General features: G+C 65.3%; 20 protein-coding genes. 13 read left to right on the plus strand and 7 right to left on the minus strand.

Annotation, left to right across the window (positions count from 1 at the left end; translation table 11 throughout):
- The first annotated feature begins 19 nt into the window (after positions 1 to 19).
- From ACTUWL_RS32865 to fabZ, 7 genes are all read left to right on the plus strand, one after another.
- Positions 20 to 778, plus strand: a complete 759-nt coding sequence (locus ACTUWL_RS32865; protein WP_021079207.1) for an isoprenyl transferase — start codon at positions 20 to 22, stop codon at positions 776 to 778.
- Positions 775 to 1,647 (plus strand): phosphatidate cytidylyltransferase, encoded by an 873-nt coding sequence (locus tag ACTUWL_RS32870; RefSeq protein WP_021079208.1) that lies wholly within the window; start codon positions 775 to 777, stop codon positions 1,645 to 1,647. The genes ACTUWL_RS32865 and ACTUWL_RS32870 overlap by 4 nt, the downstream gene beginning before the upstream one ends.
- Positions 1,648 to 1,651: 4 nt before the next feature.
- A complete protein-coding gene (gene dxr, locus ACTUWL_RS32875) occupies positions 1,652 to 2,878 on the plus strand; it encodes a 1-deoxy-D-xylulose-5-phosphate reductoisomerase (RefSeq protein ID WP_035651641.1) in 1,227 nt (408 codons plus the stop codon).
- A gap of 45 nt (positions 2,879 to 2,923) precedes the next feature.
- Positions 2,924 to 4,075 carry an RIP metalloprotease RseP gene (gene rseP, locus ACTUWL_RS32880; protein WP_021079210.1) on the plus strand — a complete coding sequence of 384 codons (1,152 nt, stop codon included), beginning with the start codon at positions 2,924 to 2,926 and terminating at the stop codon, positions 4,073 to 4,075.
- Positions 4,076 to 4,252: 177 nt separating this feature from the next.
- Positions 4,253 to 6,793: an outer membrane protein assembly factor BamA gene (gene bamA, locus ACTUWL_RS32885; protein WP_021079211.1), complete on the plus strand. Its 2,541-nt coding sequence runs from the start codon at positions 4,253 to 4,255 to the stop codon at positions 6,791 to 6,793.
- Positions 6,794 to 6,825: 32 nt separating this feature from the next.
- Positions 6,826 to 7,887, plus strand: coding sequence for a UDP-3-O-(3-hydroxymyristoyl)glucosamine N-acyltransferase (gene lpxD / locus ACTUWL_RS32890; protein ID WP_021079212.1), 1,062 nt, complete (start codon positions 6,826 to 6,828; stop codon positions 7,885 to 7,887).
- Positions 7,887 to 8,345: a 3-hydroxyacyl-ACP dehydratase FabZ gene (fabZ, locus tag ACTUWL_RS32895; protein ID WP_021079213.1), complete on the plus strand. Its 459-nt coding sequence runs from the start codon at positions 7,887 to 7,889 to the stop codon at positions 8,343 to 8,345. The genes lpxD and fabZ overlap by 1 nt, the downstream gene beginning before the upstream one ends.
- 17 nt (positions 8,346 to 8,362) lie before the next feature.
- On the opposite strand, the gene ACTUWL_RS32900 is transcribed toward fabZ, so the two are convergent.
- Positions 8,363 to 8,686, minus strand: coding sequence for a KTSC domain-containing protein (locus ACTUWL_RS32900; protein ID WP_021079214.1), 324 nt, complete (start codon positions 8,684 to 8,686; stop codon positions 8,363 to 8,365).
- A 138-nt stretch (positions 8,687 to 8,824) separates the two neighbouring features.
- Here ACTUWL_RS32900 and lpxA point away from each other — a divergent pair, with 138 nt between their 5' ends.
- Genes lpxA through lpxB form a run of 3 tightly spaced genes read left to right on the plus strand, consistent with a single transcriptional unit; the run spans position 8,825 to position 11,674 of the window.
- Complete coding sequence (gene lpxA / locus ACTUWL_RS32905) at positions 8,825 to 9,619, plus strand: acyl-ACP--UDP-N-acetylglucosamine O-acyltransferase (protein ID WP_021079215.1); 795 nt, start codon at positions 8,825 to 8,827, stop codon at positions 9,617 to 9,619.
- A 19-nt stretch (positions 9,620 to 9,638) separates the two neighbouring features.
- On the plus strand, positions 9,639 to 10,496 hold the full coding sequence (locus ACTUWL_RS32910) for an LpxI family protein (RefSeq protein WP_035651643.1): 858 nt from the start codon (positions 9,639 to 9,641) through the stop codon (positions 10,494 to 10,496).
- A complete protein-coding gene (gene lpxB, locus ACTUWL_RS32915) occupies positions 10,493 to 11,674 on the plus strand; it encodes a lipid-A-disaccharide synthase (RefSeq protein ID WP_106940312.1) in 1,182 nt (393 codons plus the stop codon). Before ACTUWL_RS32910 ends, lpxB begins: the two co-directional genes overlap by 4 nt.
- 77 nt (positions 11,675 to 11,751) lie before the next feature.
- On the opposite strand, the gene gltA is transcribed toward lpxB, so the two are convergent.
- Together gltA and gltX are read right to left on the minus strand one after the other, a co-directional pair.
- The gene (gene gltA, locus ACTUWL_RS32920; RefSeq protein ID WP_021079218.1) at positions 11,752 to 13,053 is read right to left on the minus strand and encodes a citrate synthase; all 1,302 of its coding nucleotides are present in this window, start codon (positions 13,051 to 13,053) and stop codon (positions 11,752 to 11,754) included.
- A 160-nt stretch (positions 13,054 to 13,213) separates the two neighbouring features.
- Positions 13,214 to 14,635 carry a glutamate--tRNA ligase gene (gene gltX, locus ACTUWL_RS32925; protein ID WP_035651645.1) on the minus strand — a complete coding sequence of 474 codons (1,422 nt, stop codon included), beginning with the start codon at positions 14,633 to 14,635 and terminating at the stop codon, positions 13,214 to 13,216.
- Positions 14,636 to 14,789: 154 nt separating this feature from the next.
- On the opposite strand from gltX, the gene ACTUWL_RS32930 reads away from it, so the two are divergent.
- From ACTUWL_RS32930 to ACTUWL_RS32940, 3 genes are all read left to right on the plus strand, one after another.
- Complete coding sequence (locus tag ACTUWL_RS32930; protein ID WP_021079220.1) at positions 14,790 to 16,469, plus strand: glutamine--tRNA ligase/YqeY domain fusion protein; 1,680 nt, start codon at positions 14,790 to 14,792, stop codon at positions 16,467 to 16,469.
- Between the two features lie 35 nt (positions 16,470 to 16,504).
- A complete protein-coding gene (locus tag ACTUWL_RS32935; RefSeq protein WP_021079221.1) occupies positions 16,505 to 16,888 on the plus strand; it encodes a YybH family protein in 384 nt (127 codons plus the stop codon).
- Positions 16,889 to 17,013: 125 nt separating this feature from the next.
- A complete protein-coding gene (locus ACTUWL_RS32940; protein WP_021079222.1) occupies positions 17,014 to 19,299 on the plus strand; it encodes a ComEC/Rec2 family competence protein in 2,286 nt (761 codons plus the stop codon).
- Here the strand turns inward: ACTUWL_RS32940 and ACTUWL_RS32945 are convergent.
- The 4 genes from ACTUWL_RS32945 to ACTUWL_RS32960 all read right to left on the minus strand — a co-directional run bounded on the left by ACTUWL_RS32945 (position 19,296) and on the right by ACTUWL_RS32960 (position 22,541).
- The gene (locus ACTUWL_RS32945) at positions 19,296 to 19,523 is read right to left on the minus strand and encodes a hypothetical protein (protein ID WP_021079223.1); all 228 of its coding nucleotides are present in this window, start codon (positions 19,521 to 19,523) and stop codon (positions 19,296 to 19,298) included. The two genes, ACTUWL_RS32940 and ACTUWL_RS32945, sit on opposite strands and share 4 nt — an antisense overlap.
- A 164-nt stretch (positions 19,524 to 19,687) precedes the next feature.
- Positions 19,688 to 20,116, minus strand: a complete 429-nt coding sequence (locus ACTUWL_RS32950) for a hypothetical protein (protein ID WP_021079224.1) — start codon at positions 20,114 to 20,116, stop codon at positions 19,688 to 19,690.
- Between the two features lie 264 nt (positions 20,117 to 20,380).
- On the minus strand, positions 20,381 to 21,085 hold the full coding sequence (gene lexA / locus ACTUWL_RS32955; protein WP_021079225.1) for a transcriptional repressor LexA: 705 nt from the start codon (positions 21,083 to 21,085) through the stop codon (positions 20,381 to 20,383).
- A 244-nt stretch (positions 21,086 to 21,329) separates the two neighbouring features.
- Positions 21,330 to 22,541 carry a molybdopterin molybdotransferase MoeA gene (locus ACTUWL_RS32960; RefSeq protein WP_021079226.1) on the minus strand — a complete coding sequence of 404 codons (1,212 nt, stop codon included), beginning with the start codon at positions 22,539 to 22,541 and terminating at the stop codon, positions 21,330 to 21,332.
- Positions 22,542 to 22,564: the final 23 nt, after the last annotated feature.

Raw genomic sequence — 22,564 nt, forward strand, 5'->3', positions numbered from 1 at the left:
ACGCATCCGGGAACAGCCGATGTCGAACGCCGCCGCCCCAGCAACTGACGGACCGGATCGCTCCGGCAGTCCGTTGCATGTGGCGATCATCATGGACGGCAACGGGCGCTGGGCCGCGTCGCGCGGCCTGCCGCGCGTCGAGGGCCATCGCCGCGGCGTCGAGGCGTTGCGCCGTGTGGTGCGTGCGGCCAACGAGCTCGGCATCGTCTATCTCACGATCTTTTCGTTCAGCTCTGAAAACTGGTCGCGGCCGGCGAGTGAGATCGGCGATCTGTTCGGTCTGCTGCGGCGCTTCATCCGCAACGATTTGGCGACGCTGCATCGTGACGGCGTGCGGGTACGCGTGATCGGCGAGCGCGACGGGCTCGATCCCGACATCTGCGCGCTGCTCAACGAGGCCGAGGAGCTGACGCGCAATAACGACAAGCTCAACCTCGTGGTCGCCTTCAATTACGGTTCGCGGGCAGAGATCGCCGCAGCGGCACGGCGCCTTGCGCGCGAGGTCGCCGAAGGCAAGCGCGACGCCAACTCGATCGATGCCGACACGCTCGGGCATTATCTCGATGCACCCGACATTCCGGATCCTGACCTGATCATCCGCACCAGTGGCGAACAGCGTCTGTCGAACTTCCTGATGTGGCAGGCCGCCTATAGCGAGCTGGTGTTCGTGCCGATACACTGGCCCGATTTCGACAAGGCGGCGCTCGAAGGCGCGATTGCGGAATACGGCAAACGCGAGCGCCGGTTCGGCGGCCTCGCCGCGAAAACCGGCTCGTGACCGAAGGCGAAGCCGCGCCTGCGGCAGCAAGCGAGCAGCCGTCCACGGCAGCGAACGAGCAGGCCTCGCGCAACCTCGTGATGCGCGTGGTTGCGGCGCTGGTGCTGGCGCCGGTTGCGATCGCGCTGGCCTATCTGGGAGGGGTCGCCTGGTCACTGCTGGTGACGCTGGCGGCCATCGGATTGTTCGCGGAATGGCTTCTGGTCACCGGGTTCGGACGCGAGCTCCGCGTCGTGATGCCGGGCGCCGTCGCGCTGCTGCTTATCGGACTTTGCCTGATGGCCGGTCGCATCGATGCGGCCCTGGACATGCTCGTGGTCGGTGCGGTCGCCGTCGCGTTGACCTCGGGCGCACGGCGCGGCTGGGCCATTGCGGGTTTGCTTTATGCAGCAGCGGCCGAGATCGCATCGGTCGTGCTGCGGCTCGATCCGGTGAAAGGTTTCGCCGCGCTGATGTTCGTGTTGCTGGTCGTGTGGGTCACGGATATCGGCGGCTATTTCGCGGGCCGCGGCATCGGCGGGCCGAAGCTCTGGGTGCGGGTCAGCCCGAAGAAGACGTGGGCGGGCGCGGCCGGCGGCTTCGTTGCGAGCCTGCTGGTTGCGGCCTGCTTTGCCGCCTTCGAGATCGGCACGGCTGGGTCGCTACTGGCGCTCGGAGCCGTGCTATCGGTGGTGTCGCAATTCGGCGATCTCTTCGAATCCGCGGTGAAGCGCCGGTTCGGGGTGAAGGATTCGAGCCATATCATTCCCGGCCATGGCGGGCTGCTGGACCGCCTGGACGGATTTGTTGCGGCCGTCATTGTGGCGGCGATTTTCGGCTTTCTCCGTGGTGGCGCCGATGGCGTCGGACGCGGTCTTATGGTTTGGTGATGAGATGAGCGCAGTTCCGTTGCGTAACAACAAGGCCGTGGCGGCATCGGCCGCACGGACCGTGACCGTCCTCGGTGCCACCGGCTCGATTGGCGACAGCACGATGGATCTGTTGCGTGGCGCGCGCGACCGTTACCGGGTCGAGGCGCTGACCGCGAACAGCAACGTCGAGGGGCTGGCCAAGCTCGCCAAGGAGTTCGGCGCGCGGTTCGCTGCGATTGCCGATCCGGCGAAGCTTTCCGAGCTCAAGGACGCGTTGGCTGGAACCCGGATCGAATGCGGGGCCGGGGAGAGCGCCATCATCGAGGCGGCCGCTCGGCCGGCGGATTGGGTGATGGCGGCGGTCAGCGGTGCGGCCGGACTGAAGCCGGCGCTTGCCGCGGTCGATCGCGGCGCCACCGTCGCGCTCGCCAACAAGGAGTGCCTGGTCTGCGCCGGGGACATCTTCATGGAGCGGGCCAAGAAGGCCGGCGCCTGCATCCTGCCGGCGGATTCCGAGCACAACGCGCTGTTCCAGGCGTTGGCTTCAGGCAATCGCGAGGAGCTGACGCGGGTCATCATCACCGCGTCCGGCGGGCCGTTCCGCACCTGGGCTCCCGCCGACATCGAGCAGGCGACGCTGGAGCAGGCCCTGAAGCATCCAAACTGGAGCATGGGGCAGAAGATCACGATCGATTCCGCCTCGATGATGAACAAGGGCCTCGAGGTGATCGAGGCGTCGTACTTGTTCGCCCTGGCGCCCGACGAGATCGACGTGCTGGTGCACCCGCAATCGATCATTCACGGCATGGTCGAGTTCTCGGATCGCTCGGTGGTGGCTCAACTCGGCACGCCCGACATGCGGATCCCGATCGCGCATTGCCTCGGCTGGCCTGATCGCGTGGTCGGCCCGTCAGCCAAGCTCGATCTGGCCAAGATCGGACAGCTCACCTTCGAGGCGCCGGACTTCCAGCGCTTCCCCGGGCTGCGGCTGGCTTACGAGGCGCTGCGGCTCGGGCACGGCGCAACGACAGTCTACAATGCCGCGAACGAGATCGCGGTCGCAGCGTTCATCGCCGGCAAGATCAAGTTCGGCGCGATCGCCCGGCTGGTCGAGGCAACGATGAATGATTGGATCAGGTCGGGGAATCAGCCACCACTGCACTCGGCGGATGATGCTATTTCCGTTGACCATATCGCGCGAAATAAAGCTGCCGCCCTATTGCCTCAAATTGCCTTAAAGGCAACCTAGAGGGTTGGGGACGGAGCTTGATCGCTCTTGTCAAGGGGAAGTCGGATGCCCGAGTATTTTCTTCATAGTATCAATGCGTTGAGCCATGGGCTCCTCGGCTATATCGTTCCCTTCCTCTTCGTCCTCACCATCGTCGTTTTCTTTCACGAGCTCGGCCATTTCCTGGTCGCACGCTGGGCCGGCGTGAAGGTGCTGACCTTCTCGCTGGGCTTTGGGCCGGAGCTTGCGGGATTCAACGACCGGCACGGCACGCGCTGGAAGATTTCGGCGATTCCGCTCGGCGGCTACGTCAAGTTCTTCGGTGACGACAGCGAGGCGTCGACGCCGTCGACGGAGACGCTCAACGCCATGACGGCGGAAGAGCGTGAAGGCAGCTTCCACCACAAATCTGTCGGCAAGCGCACCGCGATCGTTGCAGCCGGACCGATCGCAAACTTCATTCTCGGCGCCCTGATTTTCGCGAGCATGGCGCTGTACTACGGCAAGCCCAGCACGATCGCCCGGGTTGACGGTCTGGTTGCCGAGAGCGTTGCCGCGAATGCCGGCTTCAAGGTTGGCGACGTCGTCGTGGATATCGACGGTAGCGCCATCCAGAGCTTCGCTGACATGCAGCGGATCGTAGCATCGAACGCTGGTTCAGAGCTTGGCTTCAAGGTCAAGCGGGACGGCGCGATCGTCTCGCTCAAGGCGGCGCCGGCGCTGAAGGAGGTCAAGGATCCCTTCGGCAACGCTCACAAGATCGGCGTGCTCGGGATCGAGCACAAGGCTCAGGTCGGCGAAGCGTCCAGCGCTCCGGTCGGCGTCTTTGAGGCCCTGAAGATCGGCGTCGAGCAGGTCTGGTACATTATTGCCAGCACGTTCAAGTTCCTGGGGTCGCTCTTCGTCGGAACCGGCAATCCGGCCGAAGTGAGCGGTGTTATTGGAATCGCGAAGCTATCGGGCCAGGCCGCGAGCGCCGGGTTCCAGTTCGTGGTCAATCTTTGCGCCATCCTGTCGGTCTCGATCGGTCTGTTGAACCTGTTTCCGATCCCGCTTCTGGATGGCGGACACCTTCTTTTCTACAGCGCAGAGGCGCTCCGTGGGCGGCCGCTTTCGGAGCGGACGCAGGAGGTGGGTTTCCGAATCGGTCTGGGTTTGGTTCTGATGTTGATGGTGTTTGCGACGTACAACGACATCCTCAGAATCGCCGGGTCCTGAAACGGGGCTTTTCTGTGGCGTTGCCGATGGGCAACGTCTTGGTATGAAAATGGAAATGTTCTGCTGTAGTAAGTTTGCCCTCTTGGCAAAGTTGGCTACAAGCTGAGCGGCAGGTTGGGAATCTGTCGGGTCGTTGGGGAACGGTCCGGCATTGCGAAAGATAAGGGCGCGTTGCGCATGATGTTTGGAATGCGAGTGAGGGGGGGGCTGTTCGCCGCCTTGGTCATGTTCGCCGCGCCAGCGGTGGCCACCTTGGCGGCCGTTGCTGTCTCTGCGCCTGCGCTTGCGCAGACGGTCGATTCGATCACGGTGGAGGGGAACCGTCGCGTCGAACTCGAAACCATCCGCTCCTATTTCCATCCCGGACCGGGCGGTCGGCTGGGCCAGGCCCAGATCGACGATGGCCTGAAGGCGCTGATCGAGACCGGCCTGTTCCAGGACGTCCATATCGATCAGCGGGGCGGGCGCCTCGTCGTGGTCGTGGTCGAGAACCCGGTGATCGGTCGCGTTGCCTTCGAAGGCAACAAGAAGGTCAAGGACGAGCAGCTCACCGCCGAAGTCCAGTCCAAGCCGCGCGGCACCTTCTCGCGTCCGATGGTGCAGTCCGATGCCCTACGCATCGCCGAAATCTACCGCCGCTCCGGCCGCTACGACGTGCGGGTCAATCCGCAGATCATCGAGCAGCCGAATAACCGCGTCGACCTGATCTTCGAGGTCAATGAAGGCGTGAAGACCGGTGTGCGGTCGATCGAATTCATCGGCAACAGTGCCTATTCGGCGTCCCGCCTGCGCGACGTCATCAAGACCCGCGAATCGAATCTGCTTAGCTTCCTCGGCGGCAACGACGTCTACGACCCCGACCGGGTCGAGGCCGACCGTGACCTGCTGCGCCGTTTCTACCTCAAGAACGGCTATGCCGACGTTCAGGTCGTGGCCGCGCTGACCGAATACGATCCCGACAAGAAGGGCTTCCTGGTTACCTTCAAGATCGAGGAGGGCCAGCAGTACCGCGTTGCGTCCGTCAACTTCACCTCGTCGATCAACACGCTCGATCCGAACGCGCTGCGCTCCTATTCGCGCGTCAATGTCGGCTCGCTCTACAACGCCGAGGCGCTGGAGAAGTCGGTCGAGGAAATGCAGATCGAGGCGTCCCGCCGCGGCTACGCCTTCGCGGTGGTCCGGCCGCGCGGCGATCGCAATTTCGACAATCACACGGTGTCGATCACCTTCGCGATCGATGAAGGTCCGCGCACCTATATCGAGCGCATCAACATCCGCGGAAACAGCCGCACGCGCGACTACGTGATCCGCCGCGAGTTCGATATCTCCGAAGGCGACGCCTACAACCGTGCGCTGGTCGACCGTGCCGAGCGGCGGCTGAAGAACCTCGACTTCTTCAAGACCGTGAAGATCACCACCGAGCCCGGGTCCTCCAGCGATCGCGTCATCCTGGTCGTCGAACTCGAGGAGAAGTCGACCGGCGACTTCTCGGTGTCGGGCGGCTATTCGACCACCGACGGCGCGCTGGCCGAAGTCAGCGTCTCCGAGCGCAACCTGCTCGGCCGCGGCCTGTTCGCGAAGGCGTCGGTGACCTACGGCCAGTACGCCCGCGGCTACTCGCTGTCGTTCGTTGAGCCCTATCTGCTCGACTATCGCGTCGCGCTCGGCCTCGATTTCTACCAGCGCCAGCAGCTGTCCAACAGCTACATCGCCTACGGCACCAAGACGCTGGGCTTCAGCCCGCGGCTCGGCTTCAGCCTGCGGGAAGACCTGTCGCTGCAGCTGCGCTACTCGATCTACCAGCAGGAAATCACGCTGCCGTCGACGTTGAACAACTGTAACAACGTGCCGCTGCTGCCGGATGGAACGCCGAATCCCGCGTTCAATCCGACCCCCGCCTATGCGAACCTGAACGGGATCAGCCTGGTGTCGACCAATGGGCTGGGCTGCTTCTCCGATGGTGAAGCCTCGCTGCCGGTCCGCAAGGAGCTGGCGGGTGGCAAGACCCTGACCTCGGCGCTCGGCTACACGCTCAACTACAACACGCTCGACAACAACAAGAACCCGACCGACGGTCTGATCGTCGACTTCAAGCAGGACTTTGCCGGCGTCGGCGGCGACGTCAGCTACATCAAGAGCGCGATCGACGCGAAGTACTACACCCCGCTGGTGTCGGACATCGTCGGCGTGATCCACGCCCAGGGCGGTATCCTGAACAAGCTCGGGAGCCAGGATCTGCGCATGCTGGATCATTTCCAGATGGGCCCGAACCTGGTCCGCGGCTTCGCGCCGAACGGCATCGGTCCGCGTGACATCAACCCGTACGGCACGATGGACGCCATCGGCGGCACCAAGTACTGGGGCGTGTCGGCGGAACTGCAGATGCCGTTCTGGTTCCTGCCGAAGGAAGTCGGGCTCAAGGGCGCGGTCTATGCCGACGCCGGCGGGCTGTACGACTACAAGGGCCCGACCTCGTGGGCGGCGACGGGCGAAGTCAACCAGCCCGGCTGTATCAAGCCGACGAACAACCCGCCGTCTCCGGGCACCTGCCTTGGTCTGAGCTATGACGACAGCAAGGTGGTCCGTACCTCGGTCGGTGTCGGTCTGATCTGGCAGTCACCGTTTGGTCCGCTGCGCTTCGACTACGCGATCCCGCTGACCAAGGGTGCGTATGACCGCGTGCAAGAATTCCGGTTCGGTGGCGGTACGACTTTCTAACACCGCCACTCGGCCGGACTGCGACGGATGGAATGGCGCAGCCGATCTTCTTCAAGAGTCCTCCTTCGTCATCGCTGGCTGAAATTGCCGCGCTGACGAAGGCGCAACTGGTCGACCCCGAGAGGGGCGCGCAACAGATCAGGGGGCTGGCTTCGCTCGACGAGGCCGGTCCGATGCATCTCGCGTTTTTCGACAATCTCAAATACGCCGATCAGCTTGCCGCGACCAAGGCCGGTGCCTGCCTGGTCAGCCCGCGCTTCGAGGCGCAGGTACCGAAGGGCACAGCGGTGCTGCGGGCCGCAAAGCCGTTCCAGGTGTTCGTCGAACTGGCCCGCGAATGGCACGCGGATGCGCTGCGGCCGCAATCCTGGTTCAATACCGAGGGCATCGCCCCGTCGGCGATCATCGATCCCACCGCGCGTCTCGAGGACGGCGTCATCGTCGATCCGCTGGTCGTGATCGGCCCACGGGTCGAGATCGGCTCTGGCACCATCATCGGCGCCGGCGCGGTGATCGGCGCCGACGTCAAGATCGGCCGCGACTGCAATGTCGGCGCCAAGACCACCATTCAGTTCGCGCTGATCGGCAACAACGTCTTGATCCATCCCGGCTGCAATATCGGCCAGGACGGCTACGGCTTCATCTTCTTTGGGCCGAAGGGCCATGTGAAGGTGCCGCAGACCGGCCGTGTGGTGATCCAGAACAACGTCGAGGTCGGCGCCGCCTCGACCATCGACCGCGGTTCCCTGCGCGACACCGTGATCGGCGAGGGCACCAAAATCGACAATCAGGTCCAGATCGGCCACAATGTCACCATCGGCCGGCACTGCCTGCTCGCGGCCCAGATCGGGCTCGCCGGCAGTCTGACGATCGGCGACAATGTCGCGCTCGGCGCCAAGGTGGGCATCAACAACCACCTCAAGATCGGCGACGGCGCCCAGGTGACGGCGATGAGTGCGGTCAAGGACGACATCCCGGCCAACGGCCGCTGGGGCGGGCATTTCGCCAAGCCGACCAAGCAGTGGTTCAGGGAAATTATCGCAGTGGAGCGCCTGGTGCGCGACAACGAAGCCAAGGGCAAGGAACAGGAGTGATGGAGGAGGCACCGGTCAAATTCGAGCTGGTGGATATCAACGATATCCTGAAGACGCTCCCGCATCGCTTTCCGATGTTGCTGATCGACCGCGTGATCAAGATCCGCACCGACTACAGCGGCATCGGCATCAAGAATGTCACCTTCAACGAGCCGCCGTTCCAGGGACATTTCCCGGATCGCCCGGTGTACCCCGGCGTCATGATGATCGAGGCGATGGCGCAGACCGCCGGCGTGATCGGCATCAAGTCGGTCGAAGGCACCGAGAAGCCGCGCGCGGTGTATTTCCTCACCATCGACAAGTGCAAATTCAGGAAGCCGGTGCTGCCGGGCGACACCATCGAGTATCACATGCGCTCGCTCGGTCGCCGCAAGACGATGTGGTGGTTTCACGGCGACGCCAAGGTCAACGGTCAGGTGGTCGCCGAGGCTGATGTCGGCGCGATGCTGACGGACTAAACTTCAGGTCGCCGCCGTCACGACGTCCTGCAAGCATACCGGCCGTCCGCGCCGGCGATGCGCAGGACGCGGTTGAGGAAGACGCCCATCGACGGCGCGATCATCAGCGCGTCGTAGGTTTCAGCAGGCACGCCGCAATAGTGCTGATACCTGCCCCTGACCGCGACCAGCAGTGTCCGCGCGCCGGCGCTGTAGCAGACCCGCTGGACGATCGTGCTGCGATTGATGTCGCAGCAGTCGAAGTGCGAGAGATCGATGGTCGTGCTGTTGCCGAGGTCGACGGTCTCCGGGCCGATCGGCGCAGAGAACAGGCTGAGGATCAGCGCGGCGGCCCGGACCATGGCTCGGTTGCGACCTTCTCGTTTGCAACAGGCGGTCATGATACGTCACTGGACAGGGCGGTCAAAGTCGCGCTAACGACCGCCCAAATCGACAGCGTAGCGCTTTGGCGCCATTAACGAATTCCGGATCGAAACTTCATGAGCATGATCGACCCCACTGCGCGGATTGCGGATGGCGCTGTGATCGGGGCCGGCACCGAGATCGGTCCGTACTGCATCATCGGCCCCAACGTCGTGCTCGGTGAGAACTGCAAGCTGATCGCGCATGTCACGGTCAGTGGACATACCAGGATCGGCGCCGGCTGCGTCATCTCGCCGTTTGCCGCGCTCGGCGGGCCGCCGCAGGATCTCAGCTATCGCGGCGAGCCGACCCGTCTCGAAGTCGGCGAGGCCTGCACGATCCGCGAGGGCGTGACGATGAACGTCGGCACGATCAAGGGCGGCGGGCTCACCCGCGTGGGCGATCGCGGCTTCTTCATGAACAACAGCCATGTCGGCCACGACTGCATGGTCGGCAACGGCGTGATCTTCGCAACGTCGGCGACGCTCGGCGGTCATTGCGAGATCGGCGACTTCGTCTATATCGGCGGCCTGTCGGCGGTGCATCAGTTCACCCGGGTCGGCTCGCAGGTGATGATCGGCGGTGTTTGCGGCGTGCGCGGCGACATCATCCCGTTCGGGCTCGCCAACGGCCAGTACGCAGTGCTCGAAGGCCTCAACATCATCGGCATGCGCCGCCGCCAGTTCACCAAGGCGCGGCTCGCAACCGTGCGTGCGTTCTATCAGAAGCTGTTCCACGGCCCCGGCATCTTCGCCGAGCGGCTGGCTTCGGTGCAGCCGCTGGCGAGCGAGGATCCCGCGATCGCGGAAATCCTCACCTTCATCGAGGGCGGCAAGCTGCGGCCGCTCTGTCTTCCCGCCGGCACCAATTGAGCAGGGGATGGCCGCCAGCATGACGTCAGCGGCTCCCTCGCTTTCCTCGCCGGTCGGCGTGATCGCCGGCGGCGGTGCCATGCCGTTCGCGGTCGCCGATCAACTCGCCGCGCGCGGCATCACGCCGGTGCTGTTTGCACTGCGCGGCGCCTGCGATCCGGCACGTGCGCAGCGGTTTCGCCACCGCTGGATCTCGGTCGGTCAACTCGGGCGGGCGACGCGGCTATTTCGTGATGAAGGCTGCCGCGACCTGATCTTCATTGGCACCCTGGTGCGCCCGGCACTGTCGGAGATCAGAATCGACTGGGGCACGCTGCGCCTGCTCGGCCATGTCGTCCGCGCGTTTCGCGGCGGCGACGATCATTTGCTGTCGAGCGTCGGCCGCATCCTCGAGCAGCAAGGGTTCCGCATGGTCGGGATCAAGGATGTCGCGCCCGATCTCCTGATGCCCGAGGGCGCCGTGACCCGCGTGACACCCGACAGCGCCGCGCTCGCCGATATCGCGCGAGGCCGCGGCGTGCTCGATGCGCTCGGTCCGTTCGACATCGGCCAGGCCGCGGTGGTGATCGACGGTCACGTGGTCGCCGTCGAGGACATCGAGGGTACCGACGGGCTGCTGGCGCGGGTGGCGCGGCTGCGCGCCGAGGGGCGGATCCGTGCCAAGGCCGGCCGCGGCGTGCTGGTGAAGGCGCCGAAGAGCAAGCAGGATCTGCGCTTCGATCTGCCGACCATCGGCCCGCGGACGGTCGAGGGCGCGGCGACGGCGGGGATCGCCGGCATCGCCGTGATCGCCGGCAACACGCTCGCCGCCGAGCCGCAGGCCCTGATCGAGGCCGCCGACGCCAAGGGGCTGTTCGTCATCGGACTGGCGGGCTGATGCAGGCGCGTAGTCCCAGCACCGATCGCAAGATCTTCCTCATCGCCACCGAGGAATCCGGCGACCGTCTCGGCGCCGCGCTGATGAAGGTGCTGCGCCAGCGCCTCGGCGATAGCGTGCAGTTTTCCGGTGTCGGCGGCCGGGCGATGACCGCGGAGGGTATCGCTCCGCTGTTTCCGATCGAAGAACTCTCGATCGTTGGCCTTTCCGCCGTCGTGAAGCAACTGCCGAAAATCCTGCGGTTGATCAGCCGCACCGCCGACGCGGCGCTCGCCGACGCGCCCGATATGCTCGTCATCATCGACAGCCCCGACTTCACCCATCGCGTCGCCCGCCGGGTCCGCGCGCGCAATCCCGACATCCCGATCGTCGACTACGTGTCGCCGTCGGTCTGGGCCTGGCGGCCGGGCCGGGCGCGGGCGATGCGCGGTTATGTCGATCACGTGCTGGCGCTGCTGCCGTTCGAACCGGAGGAGTATCGCAAGCTGCAGGGACCGCCCTGCAGTTATGTCGGTCATCCCCTGACCGAGCAGCTCGCCTCGCTGCGCCCGAACGAGGAGGAGCAGAAGCGGCGCGACGGGCAGCCACCGGTTCTGCTGGTCCTGCCCGGAAGCCGGCGCAGCGAGATCAGGCATCATCTGGCGCTGTTCGGTGCTGCGCTCGGCAAGCTCAACCGGCAAATCCCGTTCGAGCTCGTGCTTCCCACCATGCCGCATCTCGAGGCGATGGTGCGCGAAGGGGTCGCCTCGTGGCCGGTGGCGCCGCGGCTCGCGATCGGCGAGATCGAGAAGCGCGCCGCATTCCGCGTCGCCCGTGCGGCGCTCGCGAAGTCCGGCACGGTGACGCTGGAGCTCGCGCTATCAGGGATTCCGATGGTGACGGCCTATCGCGTCGGCGCCGCCGAGGCGTTCATCCTGCGCCGCGCGATCCGGGTGTCGTCGGTGATCCTCGCCAATCTCGTCATCGGCAGCGATATCATCCCCGAGTTCCTGCAGGAGAACTGCACGCCGGACAAGCTCGCGGAGGCGCTGGTCGACGTGATCAAGGATTCGCCCGAGCGCCTGCGGCAGCTCGTCGCGTTCGCGACGATGGACGGCAAGATGTCGACCGGCGAGCAGCCGCCGAGCGTCCGCGCAGCCGACATCGTGCTGGCGGAATTGGGCCTGCGTTCGAGCTAACCGAAGTCGCTCGGGGCAAACGAAAACGGCGCCATCGGGAATGATGGCGCCGTCTCGATTTCGCTCAGGAACGAAGCTTACGTGCGCTTGTCGATCTGCACATAGTCGCGGCGCGCGACGCCGGTGTAAAGCTGGCGGGGACGACCGATCTTCTGCTGCGGATCCTCGATCATCTCGCTCCACTGGCTGATCCAGCCGACGGTGCGGGCGACCGCGAACAGCACGGTGAACATCGAGACCGGGAAGCCCATCGCCTTCAGCGTGATGCCCGAATAGAAGTCGACGTTCGGATAGAGCTTGCGATCGATGAAGTAGGGATCGCTGAGCGCGATCCTCTCGAGCTCCATCGCGACCTTGAGCATCGGATCGTCGCCGTGCCCGGTCTCTTTCAGCACCGCGTGACACATCTTCTGCATGATCTTGGCGCGCGGGTCGTAGTTCTTGTAGACGCGGTGGCCGAAGCCCATCAGGCGGACTTCGCTGTTCTTGTCCTTCACCTTGGCGATGAAGTCCGGAATGTTTTCGACCTTGCCGATGCCGTAGAGCATGTTGAGCGCGGCTTCGTTGGCGCCGCCATGCGCCGGGCCCCACAGGCAGGCGATGCCGGCCGCGATGCAGGCGAACGGGTTGGCGCCGGAGGAGCCGGCGATGCGCACCGTCGAGGTCGAGGCGTTCTGCTCGTGGTCGGCGTGCAGGATGAAGATCTTGTCGAGTGCGTCGGCGAGCACCGGATTGATCTTGTAGTCCTCGCAGGGCACCGCGAAGCACATGTTGAGGAAGTTCTCGGCAAAGGACAGCGAGTTCTTCGGATAGATGAAGGGCTGGCCGATCGTGTACTTGTAGGCCATCGCCGCCAGCGTCGGCACCTTCGCGATCATCCGCATCGAGGCGATCATGCGCTGCCGTGGATCGTTGATGTCGGTGGAGTCGTGATAGAACGCGGCGAGCGCGCCGACGGCAGCCACCATGATTGCCATCGGATGCGCGTCGCGGCGGAAGCCCTGGAAGAAGCGGGCCATCTGCTCATGCACCATCGTGTGATGGATCACGCGGTGGTCGAAGTCCTTCTTCTGCGCCGGGGTCGGCAGCTCCCCGTAGAGCAGCAGGTAGCAGGTTTCGAGGAAATCGCCGTGCTCGGCGAGCTGCTCGATCGGATAGCCGCGGTATTCGAGAACACCGGCATCGCCATCGATGTAGGTGATCTTCGACTGGCAGCTGCCGGTCGAGGTGAAGCCGGGGTCGTAAGTGAACACCCCGGCCTGGCCGTAGAGCTTGCCGATGTCGATGACATCGGGCCCAACCGTGCCGCTCAGGATCGGGAAATCGTAGTTCTTGTTGCCGATGGTGAGTGTGGCTGTCTTGCTGGATTTTGCGTCCATCGTGATATCCCCGATGAATTCGTTGCGAAAACCGACCATGCCCAGTCGCTAAATTGCGGCCCATGGCCGGGCGGAACGGCTTGTGGAGAAAGCGTCCCGGGATGGGTAGCTCATTGCCATGTGCGCTGCAAGATGGACCCTGGAGGGGGTCCATGCAGGATTACGCCGCCTGATCGCCGAGACGGGCAAGACACTCCTGGCGTCCCAGCACGGCCAGCACGTCGAAGATGCCGGGCGACGTCGTACGCCCGGTCAGCGCCACCCGCAGCGGCTGGGCGACGGCGCCGAGTTTCAGATTGTTCTGTTCGGCGAAATTCCGCATGGCGGCCTCGGTGGTTTCCGCCGTCCAGTCGTTCACGGCTTCGAGCGCGGTGCGCAGGCGGCCGATCAATGCGCGCGTTTCCGGCGTCAGTAGCGCCACGGCTTTCGGATCAAGCTCAAGCGGCCGATCGGCGAAAATGAAATAGGCGCCCGCGATCAGCTCGAGCAGCGTCTTGGCGCGCTCCTTCAGGCTCGGCATCGCCCGCAGCAATTGCGCGCGGGTGGTGTCGTTGAGCTTGGCCTTCAGCGCGGCGCCCTCGGGCACATAATCCAGCACACTCTCGAACTGGGTCACGAGGGATTGATCGTCGCTCTGCCGGATGTAGTGACCGTTGAGGTTCTCCAGCTTGGCGAAATCGAACCGCGCCGCCGAGCGGCCGATACCCGGGAGATCGAACGCGTCGATCATCTCCTGGGTCGAGAAGATCTCCTGGTCGCCATGGCTCCAGCCGAGTCGGACCAGGTAGTTGCGCAAGGCGGCCGGCAGATAGCCCAGCGCGCGATAGGCATCGACGCCGAGCGCGCCGTGGCGCTTCGACAGTTTCGAGCCGTCAGGACCGTGGATCAGCGGAATGTGGGACATGCTCGGCAGCTCCCACTCCAGCGCGTCGTAGATCTGCTTCTGGCGCGCCGCGTTGATCAAATGGTCGTCGCCGCGGATGATGTGGGTAACGCCCATGTCGTGGTCGTCGACCACGACCGCGAGCATGTAGGTCGGGGTGCCGTCGCCGCGCAGCAGGACGAGGTCGTCGAGATTCTCGTTCTGCCAGACCACGCGGCCCTGGACCTGATCCTCGATCACGGTCTCGCCGGTCTGCGGCGCCTTCAGGCGGATGGTCGGCTTGACGTCCGTAGGCGCGGTGGCCGGATCGCGGTCGCGCCACATGCCGTCATAGAGCCGGGTGCGGCCCTCGGCGCGCGCCGTCTCGCGCATCGCGGTGAGCTCCTGTGGTGTGGCGTAGCAGTAATAGGCCCGCCCGGCGGCGAGCAGACCCTCGGCGACCTCGCGATGGCGGGCGGCGCGGCTGAACTGGTAGATGACGTCGCCGTCCCAATCGAGCTCGAGCCATTTCAGGCCGTCGAGGATGGCGTCGATCGCCTCCTTGGTGGAGCGTTCGCGGTCGGTATCCTCGATCCGGAGCAGCATCTTGCCGCCGAGCTTCCTGGCATAGAGCCAGTTGAACAGCGCGGTGCGGGCACCTCCGATGTGGAGGAAGCCGGTCGGTGAGGGGGCGAAGCGGGTAACGACGGAATTGGTCATGATGGTGCAGGGCGTATGTGTGAACGGCGGTGGTGTATAGCAGGAACCGAACATAACTAAAGGCTCGAGCGGGCATTTTGGCGGGCAAACCGGGCTTGGCCCGGCGGCCCGAATTTGGCAGAAGATCAGCCAGACTCCTCCAGGGAACCCTTTGATGACGACTGACACGACGGCAGAGGCAGGGCGCGACTTCATCCGCGACATCGTCCAGGCCGATCTTTCCTCCCACAAGCACAACCGGATCGTGACCCGCTTTCCGCCGGAGCCGAACGGCTACCTGCATATCGGCCACGCCAAGTCGATCGCGCTGAATTTCGGCATCGCGCAGGAGTTCGGCGGCCAGTGCAATTTGCGCTTCGACGACACCAATCCGACCAAGGAGGAGCAGGAATACATCGACTCGATCCAGGCCGACGTCCATTGGCTCGGCTACGATTGGGGCAAAAACCTCTTCTATGCGTCCGACTATTTCGAGCGTCTGTACGATTGGGCCGAGGGCTTGATCAAGGCGGGTTATGCCTATGTCGACGACCAGTCGCAGGAGGAGATCCGCACCTCCCGCGGCACGCTGACCGAGCCCGGCAAGAACTCGCCGTTCCGCGACCGTTCGGTGGAGGAGAATCTCGACCTGTTCCGCCGCATGAAGGCCGGCGAGTTTCCGAACGGCACCCGCGTGCTGCGCGCCAAGATCGACATGGCGGCCGGCAACATCAACCTGCGCGACCCCGTGCTCTACCGCATCCTGCACGCCCACCATCCGCGCACAGGCGACAAATGGTCGATCTACCCGAGCTACGACTACGCGCATGGCCAGTCGGACGCGATCGAGGGCATCACCCATTCGATCTGCACGCTGGAGTTCGAGGATCACCGTCCACTCTATGAGTGGCTGCTCGACAAGCTGCCGGTGCCGTCGAAGCCGCGCCAGTACGAGTTTGCGCGGCTGAACCTGACCTACACGCTGCTGTCCAAGCGCGTGCTGACCCAGCTGGTCCGTGACGGCCACGTCTCGGGCTGGGACGATCCGAGGATGCCGACCGTCGCCGGTCTCAAGCGGCGCGGCGTGCCGCCGGCCGCGGTGCGCGAGTTCATCAAGCGTATCGGCGTCGCCAAGGCCAACAGCGTGGTCGATGTCGGCATGCTGGAATTTTGCATCCGCGAGGAGCTGAACCGCACGGCGCTGCGCCGCATGGCGGTGCTGCGGCCGCTCAAGGTCGTGATCGAGAACTATCCGGAAGGCCAGGTCGAGGAGATCGAGGCGATCAACCATCCCGACAATCCGGATGCCGGCACCCGCAAGGTCTCCTTCGGCCGCGAGCTCTATATCGAACGCGACGACTTCATGGAGAACCCGCCGAAGAAGTTCTTCCGCCTCTCGCCCGGCAACGAGGTGCGGCTGCGCTATGCCTACTTCATCAAGTGCACCGGCGTGATCAAGGACGCCGCCGGCGAGATCATGGAGCTGCGCGCGACCTACGATCCCCTGACCAAGGGCGGCAACGCGCCCGACGGCCGCAAGGTGAAGGCGACGATGCACTGGCTGCCGGCAGCACAATCGAAGCCGGCCGAGATCCGGATCTACAATCAGCTGTTCGCAAACCCGAGCCCGAACGCCGCCGATTTCGCTGCCGACCTCAACCCGCAGTCGCTGGAAGTGCTCAGCGATGCCCGGGTCGAGCCGGCGATCGCCGAGGGCAATTCGCCCGATCCGATGCAGTTTGAGCGGCAGGGCTATTTCGTGCGCGATGCAGATTCGACGCAGGACAAGCTCGTATTCAACCGCACCATCGGCCTGCGCGACACCTTCGCCAAGGAAGTCGGCGGCAAGAGCTAGGACGGTCCGGCGCGGACAGCAGACGGAGGGGATCGATGAGTGAAGCCAACGAGATCGCCTCCGCCGTCATCACGAACTGGTCGGCGGGTTTTGGCAAGCTCGATGCGGAGGCGCTTGCCGCGCTTTATTCGAAGAGCGCGTTCTTCTTCGGCTCGAACCCGACGCTCTATCGCGGCCGCGACGGCGTCAAAGCTTATTTTGACGGCTTGCCACGCTGGAGCGCGCCACGCGTTCAGTTCAGCGATGTGGCGGCGGAGCGCGTGAACGCCGATCTCGTAAACATGGCGGGGATCGCTTCGTTTTTCCTCGACGGCGATGCGCCGTCGCTCGCCGTCAAGATCACCTGGGTGATCGCGCGCGAGGACGGCGACTGGAAGATCGCCTGCCATCATGTCTCGTCGCAGGCGTCGCTGATCTAGGCGCTCAGCAGAGCCCAGCGGTCCGTGCCGGTTCACAGCCTTCGGTTGCGCGTTGCGGTTTCGTTCCCGTAGTCGGGTGACTGCGGCATCCGCTAGCCTGTCGACCGGCAGGGATCGCAAGCGGAATGGCGGAGCAGGGTACGACCCCGGGCGGCAAACGCGGCTACGCGGGCACGTGGCCGCCGCGCGCCGCTGTCCCGGCCGGCGGTTATCTGCCGGTGTCCGCCAGCAGCTGGCGGCCCTTCGTCGAGACGCTGCGGCAATGGGCGCGGGCGGAGACCGGCGCCGGTCGCTTGTTGCCGTGGGTGCCGGTGGCGTTCGGGACCGGTATTGCGTTCTATTTCGCGGCAGAGCACGAGCCGGTGCTGTCGGTTTCGGTGATCGTCGCAATTGCGCTCTGCCTGGTAGCCGTTCTGCTGCGACGGCACAGGATCTTCCCCGCCATCGTGATGCTGGCTGCGGTCGCGGCAGGCTTTGCGACCGCGACATGGAAGACGGCGCGGATCGCCCATGGCGTGCTGGCGCGGCCGATGTTCTCGGTGGCGCTGACCGGCTTCGTCGAGACGCGCGACATCCGCGAGAAGACCGACCGTTTCGTGCTGCGCGTGGTCTCGATGGAGAGCCCGCGCGACAACACGAAGTTGGAGCGTGTCAGGCTTTCGGTGAAGAAAGGCACCGCGCCCGAGGTCGGCAGTTTCGTCGAATTGAAGGCGCGGCTGATGCCGCCGCTCGGGCCCCAGCGCCCGGGTTCCTATGATTTCGGCCGCGACCTGTATTTCCAGGGTATCGGTGCCTCCGGCTTCGTGATGGGCGCGATCAAGACCTCGGAGCCGCCGGCGGCCGGTGGCTTCGCGCTGCGCTATGCTGCGATCATGCAGGGCCTGCGTGACGCCATCGATGCCCGCATCCGCACTACGCTCGATGGCGATCAGCGTGCGATCGCCACCGCGCTGCTCACCGGCCGCCGCGATGCGATCACGACGCCGGTCAACGACGCGATGTTCATTTCGGGGCTCGGCCATGTGCTGTCGATCTCCGGCTACCACATGGCTGTCGTCGCCGGCGTCGTGTTCTTCACGATCCGCGCGTTGCTGGCGCTGTTTCCGGCGCTGACGGCGGGACATCCGATCAAGAAGTGGGCGGCGGCGGCCGCGCTCGTTGCCGCGGCGTTCTATCTGCTGCTGTCGGGCGCGGAGGTCGCGACCCAGCGGTCGTTCTTCATGACGGCCGTGGTGCTGATCGCGGTGATCGTCGACCGCCGCGCCATCACCTTCCGAACGCTGGCGGTGGCGGCGCTGATCGTGCTCGCGATCGCGCCGGAGGCGCTGGTGCATCCGAGCTTCCAGATGTCGTTTGCCGCGACGCTGGGGCTGGTGGCGCTGGTGCAGATCGGGCTGCCGAACCTCTTGGCATCGCCCGACCATTCGGTCACCGCGCGCCTTGCGCTGTGGGGCGGGCGTGAGCTCATGGTGCTCACGCTGGCCTCGCTGGTGGCGGGGCTCGCGACGACGCCCTACGCCGCGTTCCACTTCCATCGCGTCACGCCCTACGGTCTGCTCGCGAACCTTGCGGCGATGCCGGTGGTGTCGGCCGTCGTGATGCCGGCGGGTCTGCTCGGGCTCCTCGCGATGCCGTTCGGCTTCGACGGCGTATTCTGGGCGATCATGGGGTTCGGCATCGACTGGATGATCCTGGTGACGCAATGGGTCGCGGCGCTCCCAGGCGCCGTCGGCCGGATGGCGGCTTTCGGCGTCGGGCCGATGATCGCGGCGAGCGCCGGTCTGATCCTGCTCGGGCTGCTGCGCACGCCACTGCGTTGGTCCGGCGCGGTGTTGCTGGTGGTGGCGTCGGTCTGGGCGGTGCGGGTGCCGCAGCCGGACGTGCTGGTTTCCGCCGATGGCCGCAACGTCGCGGTGCGGGGCGGCGACGGGCGGCTGCATCTGATGCACAGCGCCAAGGACGCTTTCCTCGTGAAGGAGTGGCTGGCGGCGGATGCCGATGCGAGGGCCGCCACCGATCCGTCGCTCGGCGAGGGCGTCTCCTGCGATCCCAGCGGCTGCGTGACGCAAGGGACCGGCGGTGCCTTCGTCGCGCTGGCGACCCGGCCGGAGGCATTGGCCGACGATTGCGAGCGTGCCGCGCTGATCGTGGCCACGCGGCCGGCCCCGCGGGACTGCTCCGCTTCCGTGATCGACACCGAGCGGCTGCGGCGTCACGGCGCCCTGATGCTGCGGCGGATCAGGGACGGCTACGCCATCGAGGCGGTCAGGCCGGGCGGGATCGACCGGCCGTGGTCGCCGGCGGTTCCCGGCGACGGTGAAAGCGAGCCCATATTGCGCGTGCCCGCTGCGGCGCCACGGCCGGCCGTCGACGCGACGCCGTCCGAGGTGGACGTGCAGGGCGAGGATTAGCCCGGACCGGGCGACGTGCCGGAGGGCAGCTCGAACAGGCCGAGGTGGTACTCGTCGGAGTCGGGGCCGCCATCGGGCTTCTTGACGAGGGTAAACACCGCCTCGGGAAACTGCTCCCAGACCTTCAGGTCGTCAGCCGTGACCGTCAGCCAACCGAACCGGAACATGTAGCGGCCCGGTTCCGTGACGCGTCCAGCCTTTTGCCAAGTGACCTTATCGACCACCGCGCACGTCCTCCGTGCACGATGATGCGCCAACCCGTCCGCCGACGCAAATGCCGTCCGTCGACACAAATCGCCCTACGCGCCCCGGAACCCGACGTCCGGGGGCGCTCGAAATCGCTTAGGTCATCTGCCGCCGAATGGATCCTTCCGCGGCGACGATGCGTTCAACCCAAAAACAGCGACGCGAATGCGGAGGGCCGCCGCTCCACAACCTTCGGCTTCTGTTCGATCTGCGGATGCAATGCCGGCAATTGTAGCACACTGACGCGCTGTCCCTCGACAAGCTGAGTCACCAGCACGTGGCTGCCGTCGGGGAATTCGACCGCGTCGTGATGGCGATCCGGCACGTCGGGCTCGACTTCGTTGAACACGCCGACGCGGAAGTTCATCGTCTTGGTCCAGATCCAGCGGCTGTCGTAGCGAACGTTCTCGGCGAAAGCGAGCTCGGTGCCCGGCAGCATGCAGACCGCGACAGTGGGATCGTTCTCCGAAGCAAAGCCGCGGGTCGAGGTGCCGCGGAAAGTCGTCGTGATCAGCGTCTCTCCGACAATGGCGGGGCGCGATGCCACGGCGTGCAGACTGTAGTCACACATCGGATGGCTCCTCATTGAGGTAGCGACCCGTGCCTCTCCATGAGGCATAGGGCCTCTACCAGAGTGGACGATAGCGAACGAGTGTCTGCTCGTTTCTGGGCGATTGTACGACTGCTCCGCGAACGCGCCGATCACAAACACGCGACGCTGCGTGAGAGGTATCGGAGCGCATCAGCCAGCCTGCACGAGAAGCCGCGCGTGACGCTATCTTTCAAGGAACGGTCCGATGTGCCGCTCGTTCCTCGCCGCCGCAAGTATTTGCATTCAGTACTTGCGGTAGAGGCCGATCAGCTTGCCCTGGATGCGGACCCGGTTCGGCGGCAGGATGCGCACTTCATAGGCCGTGTTGGCCGGCTCCAGCGCGATCGACGCTCCGCGGCGGCGGAAGCGCTTCAGGGTGGCTTCCTCCTCGTCGATCAGCGCCACCACGATATCGCCGGTGTTGGCGACGTCGTTGCGCTGGATCAGCGCCATGTCGCCGTCGAGGATACCGGCATCGACCATCGAATCGCCGCGCACTTCCAGCGCATAGTGTTCGCCGGCGCCGAGCATGTCGGGCGGCACGCTGATGGTGTGGCTACGGGTCTGCAGCGCCTCGATCGGCGTACCGGCGGCGATCCGGCCCATCACGGGCACGGCGACCGGCCGGTTGCCGTCGTCCTCGGCGATCGGCGGCGTGCTGGTGCGCTTGCCGAGGGTGCCTTCGATCACGCTCGGGGTGAAGCCGCGGCGGCCATTGCCGCCGCCGGCCGACAGCTCGGGCAATTTGATGACTTCGATGGCGCGGGCGCGGTTGGGCAAGCGGCGGATGAAGCCGCGCTCCTCCAGCGCAGTGATCAGGCGGTGGATACCGGACTTCGAGCGCAGGTCGAGCGCATCCTTCATCTCGTCGAAGGAGGGCGGCACGCCGGCCTCTTTCAGACGTTCATTGATGAAACGCAGAAGTTCGTACTGTTTGCGCGTGAGCATCTCGAGTATTCCCCCGGTTGATAGCGTCGTTCGATTCCGAGACTCTTCAGTGGGGCCTGCACGCCGGGCCTGACCTCCGAAGCACGGTGCTCATTGCAAGCACTCCCTCGCGGCCTCCCGATTGTAGACACCAGTACTCGAAACAAATCATGAACGGACACTATATGTTCGATATGTGTTCCGCAACCACTTAATTTCAGGTGAACGTATCGGGCAACGCACAACGAGCGGGCCGCGAAAGCCCTCACTCGGGCAGCGTCAGGATCTCGCATTCACTGCCTTTGATGGCAGCAGGCGCAAACGGCGGACGCACGAGAAGTGCCCGCGCCGCAGCAAGATTCCCGAGCAGCGACGAGTCCTGCTGCATGACAGGCGTTGCGATCAGCGTGCCGTCATCGTTCTCCTCGAGACGTGCGCGCAGATAGTCCTCGCGCTGATCATTGGCGGCGAGGTCGCGGCCGAGCAGGGCGGTGGTGCGGACATGATGAATCGTTTTCCGGCCGCTCAGCGCCCGAATCAACGGCACCAGGAACAGGAAGGCGCAGACATAGGATGACACCGGATTGCCGGGCAGGCCGATCACCCGCATCGCGCCTAACCGGCCATGCATCATCGGCTTGCCGGGCCGCATCGCGATCCGCCAGAACGCCATCCTGACGCCCTCGGCCTCCAGCGACTGCTTGACCAGGTCGTGGTCGCCGACCGAGGCGCCGCCGGTCGTAATCAGGATGTCGGCTTCAGTCTCGCGCGCCCGGCGGATGCCGGCCGTGGTCGCCTCCAACGTGTCGGCGGCAACCCCGAGGTCGACGGTCTCGGCGCCTTCGGCGCGCGCCAGCGCCCGCAGCGCATAGCCGTTGGAGTAGACGATCTGGCCCGGACCGGGCTTCGAGCCCGGCATCACCAGTTCGTCGCCGGTTGCCAGCACCGCGACCTTCGGGCGGCGGTGGACCGCGAGCTCCGGATAGTTCATGGCCGCGGCGAGCGACAGGGCGCGATCCGACAGCCGGCTGCCGGCGGTGAGCAGCACGTCGCCCTCGCGGAAGTCGACGCCCGCGGCACGGATGTGCCGTCCGGTGGCAGCCGCCTCTGTTATCGCGATGTGGTCGCCGTCGACCCTTGTGTCCTCCTGGATGATCACGGCGTCGGCGCCGTCGGGGATGACGCCGCCGGTAAAGATCCGCACCGCTTCGCCGGCTCCGACCGTCCGCTCGAACGGCCGGCCGGCCGCAACTTCGCCGATCACCTTGAGCCGGGCCGAGAGACTGGCCGCATCGGCTGCACGGACGGCGTAGCCGTCCATCGCCGACATCGGCAGCGGCGGCTGGGTGCGCAGCGCGGCGAGGTCGCGCGCCAGGGTGCGGTGATAGGCGGCATCGAGCGCGACCATCTCCTGCGGCAGCGGCTCGGCGCCGGCGAGGACGGCAGATAGGGCATCGGCAACCGGCATCAGGGCCATGCTCGGAACTCCTTCATTCCCAA

It is taken from the genome of Bradyrhizobium sp. WCU1, from assembly GCF_053474805.1.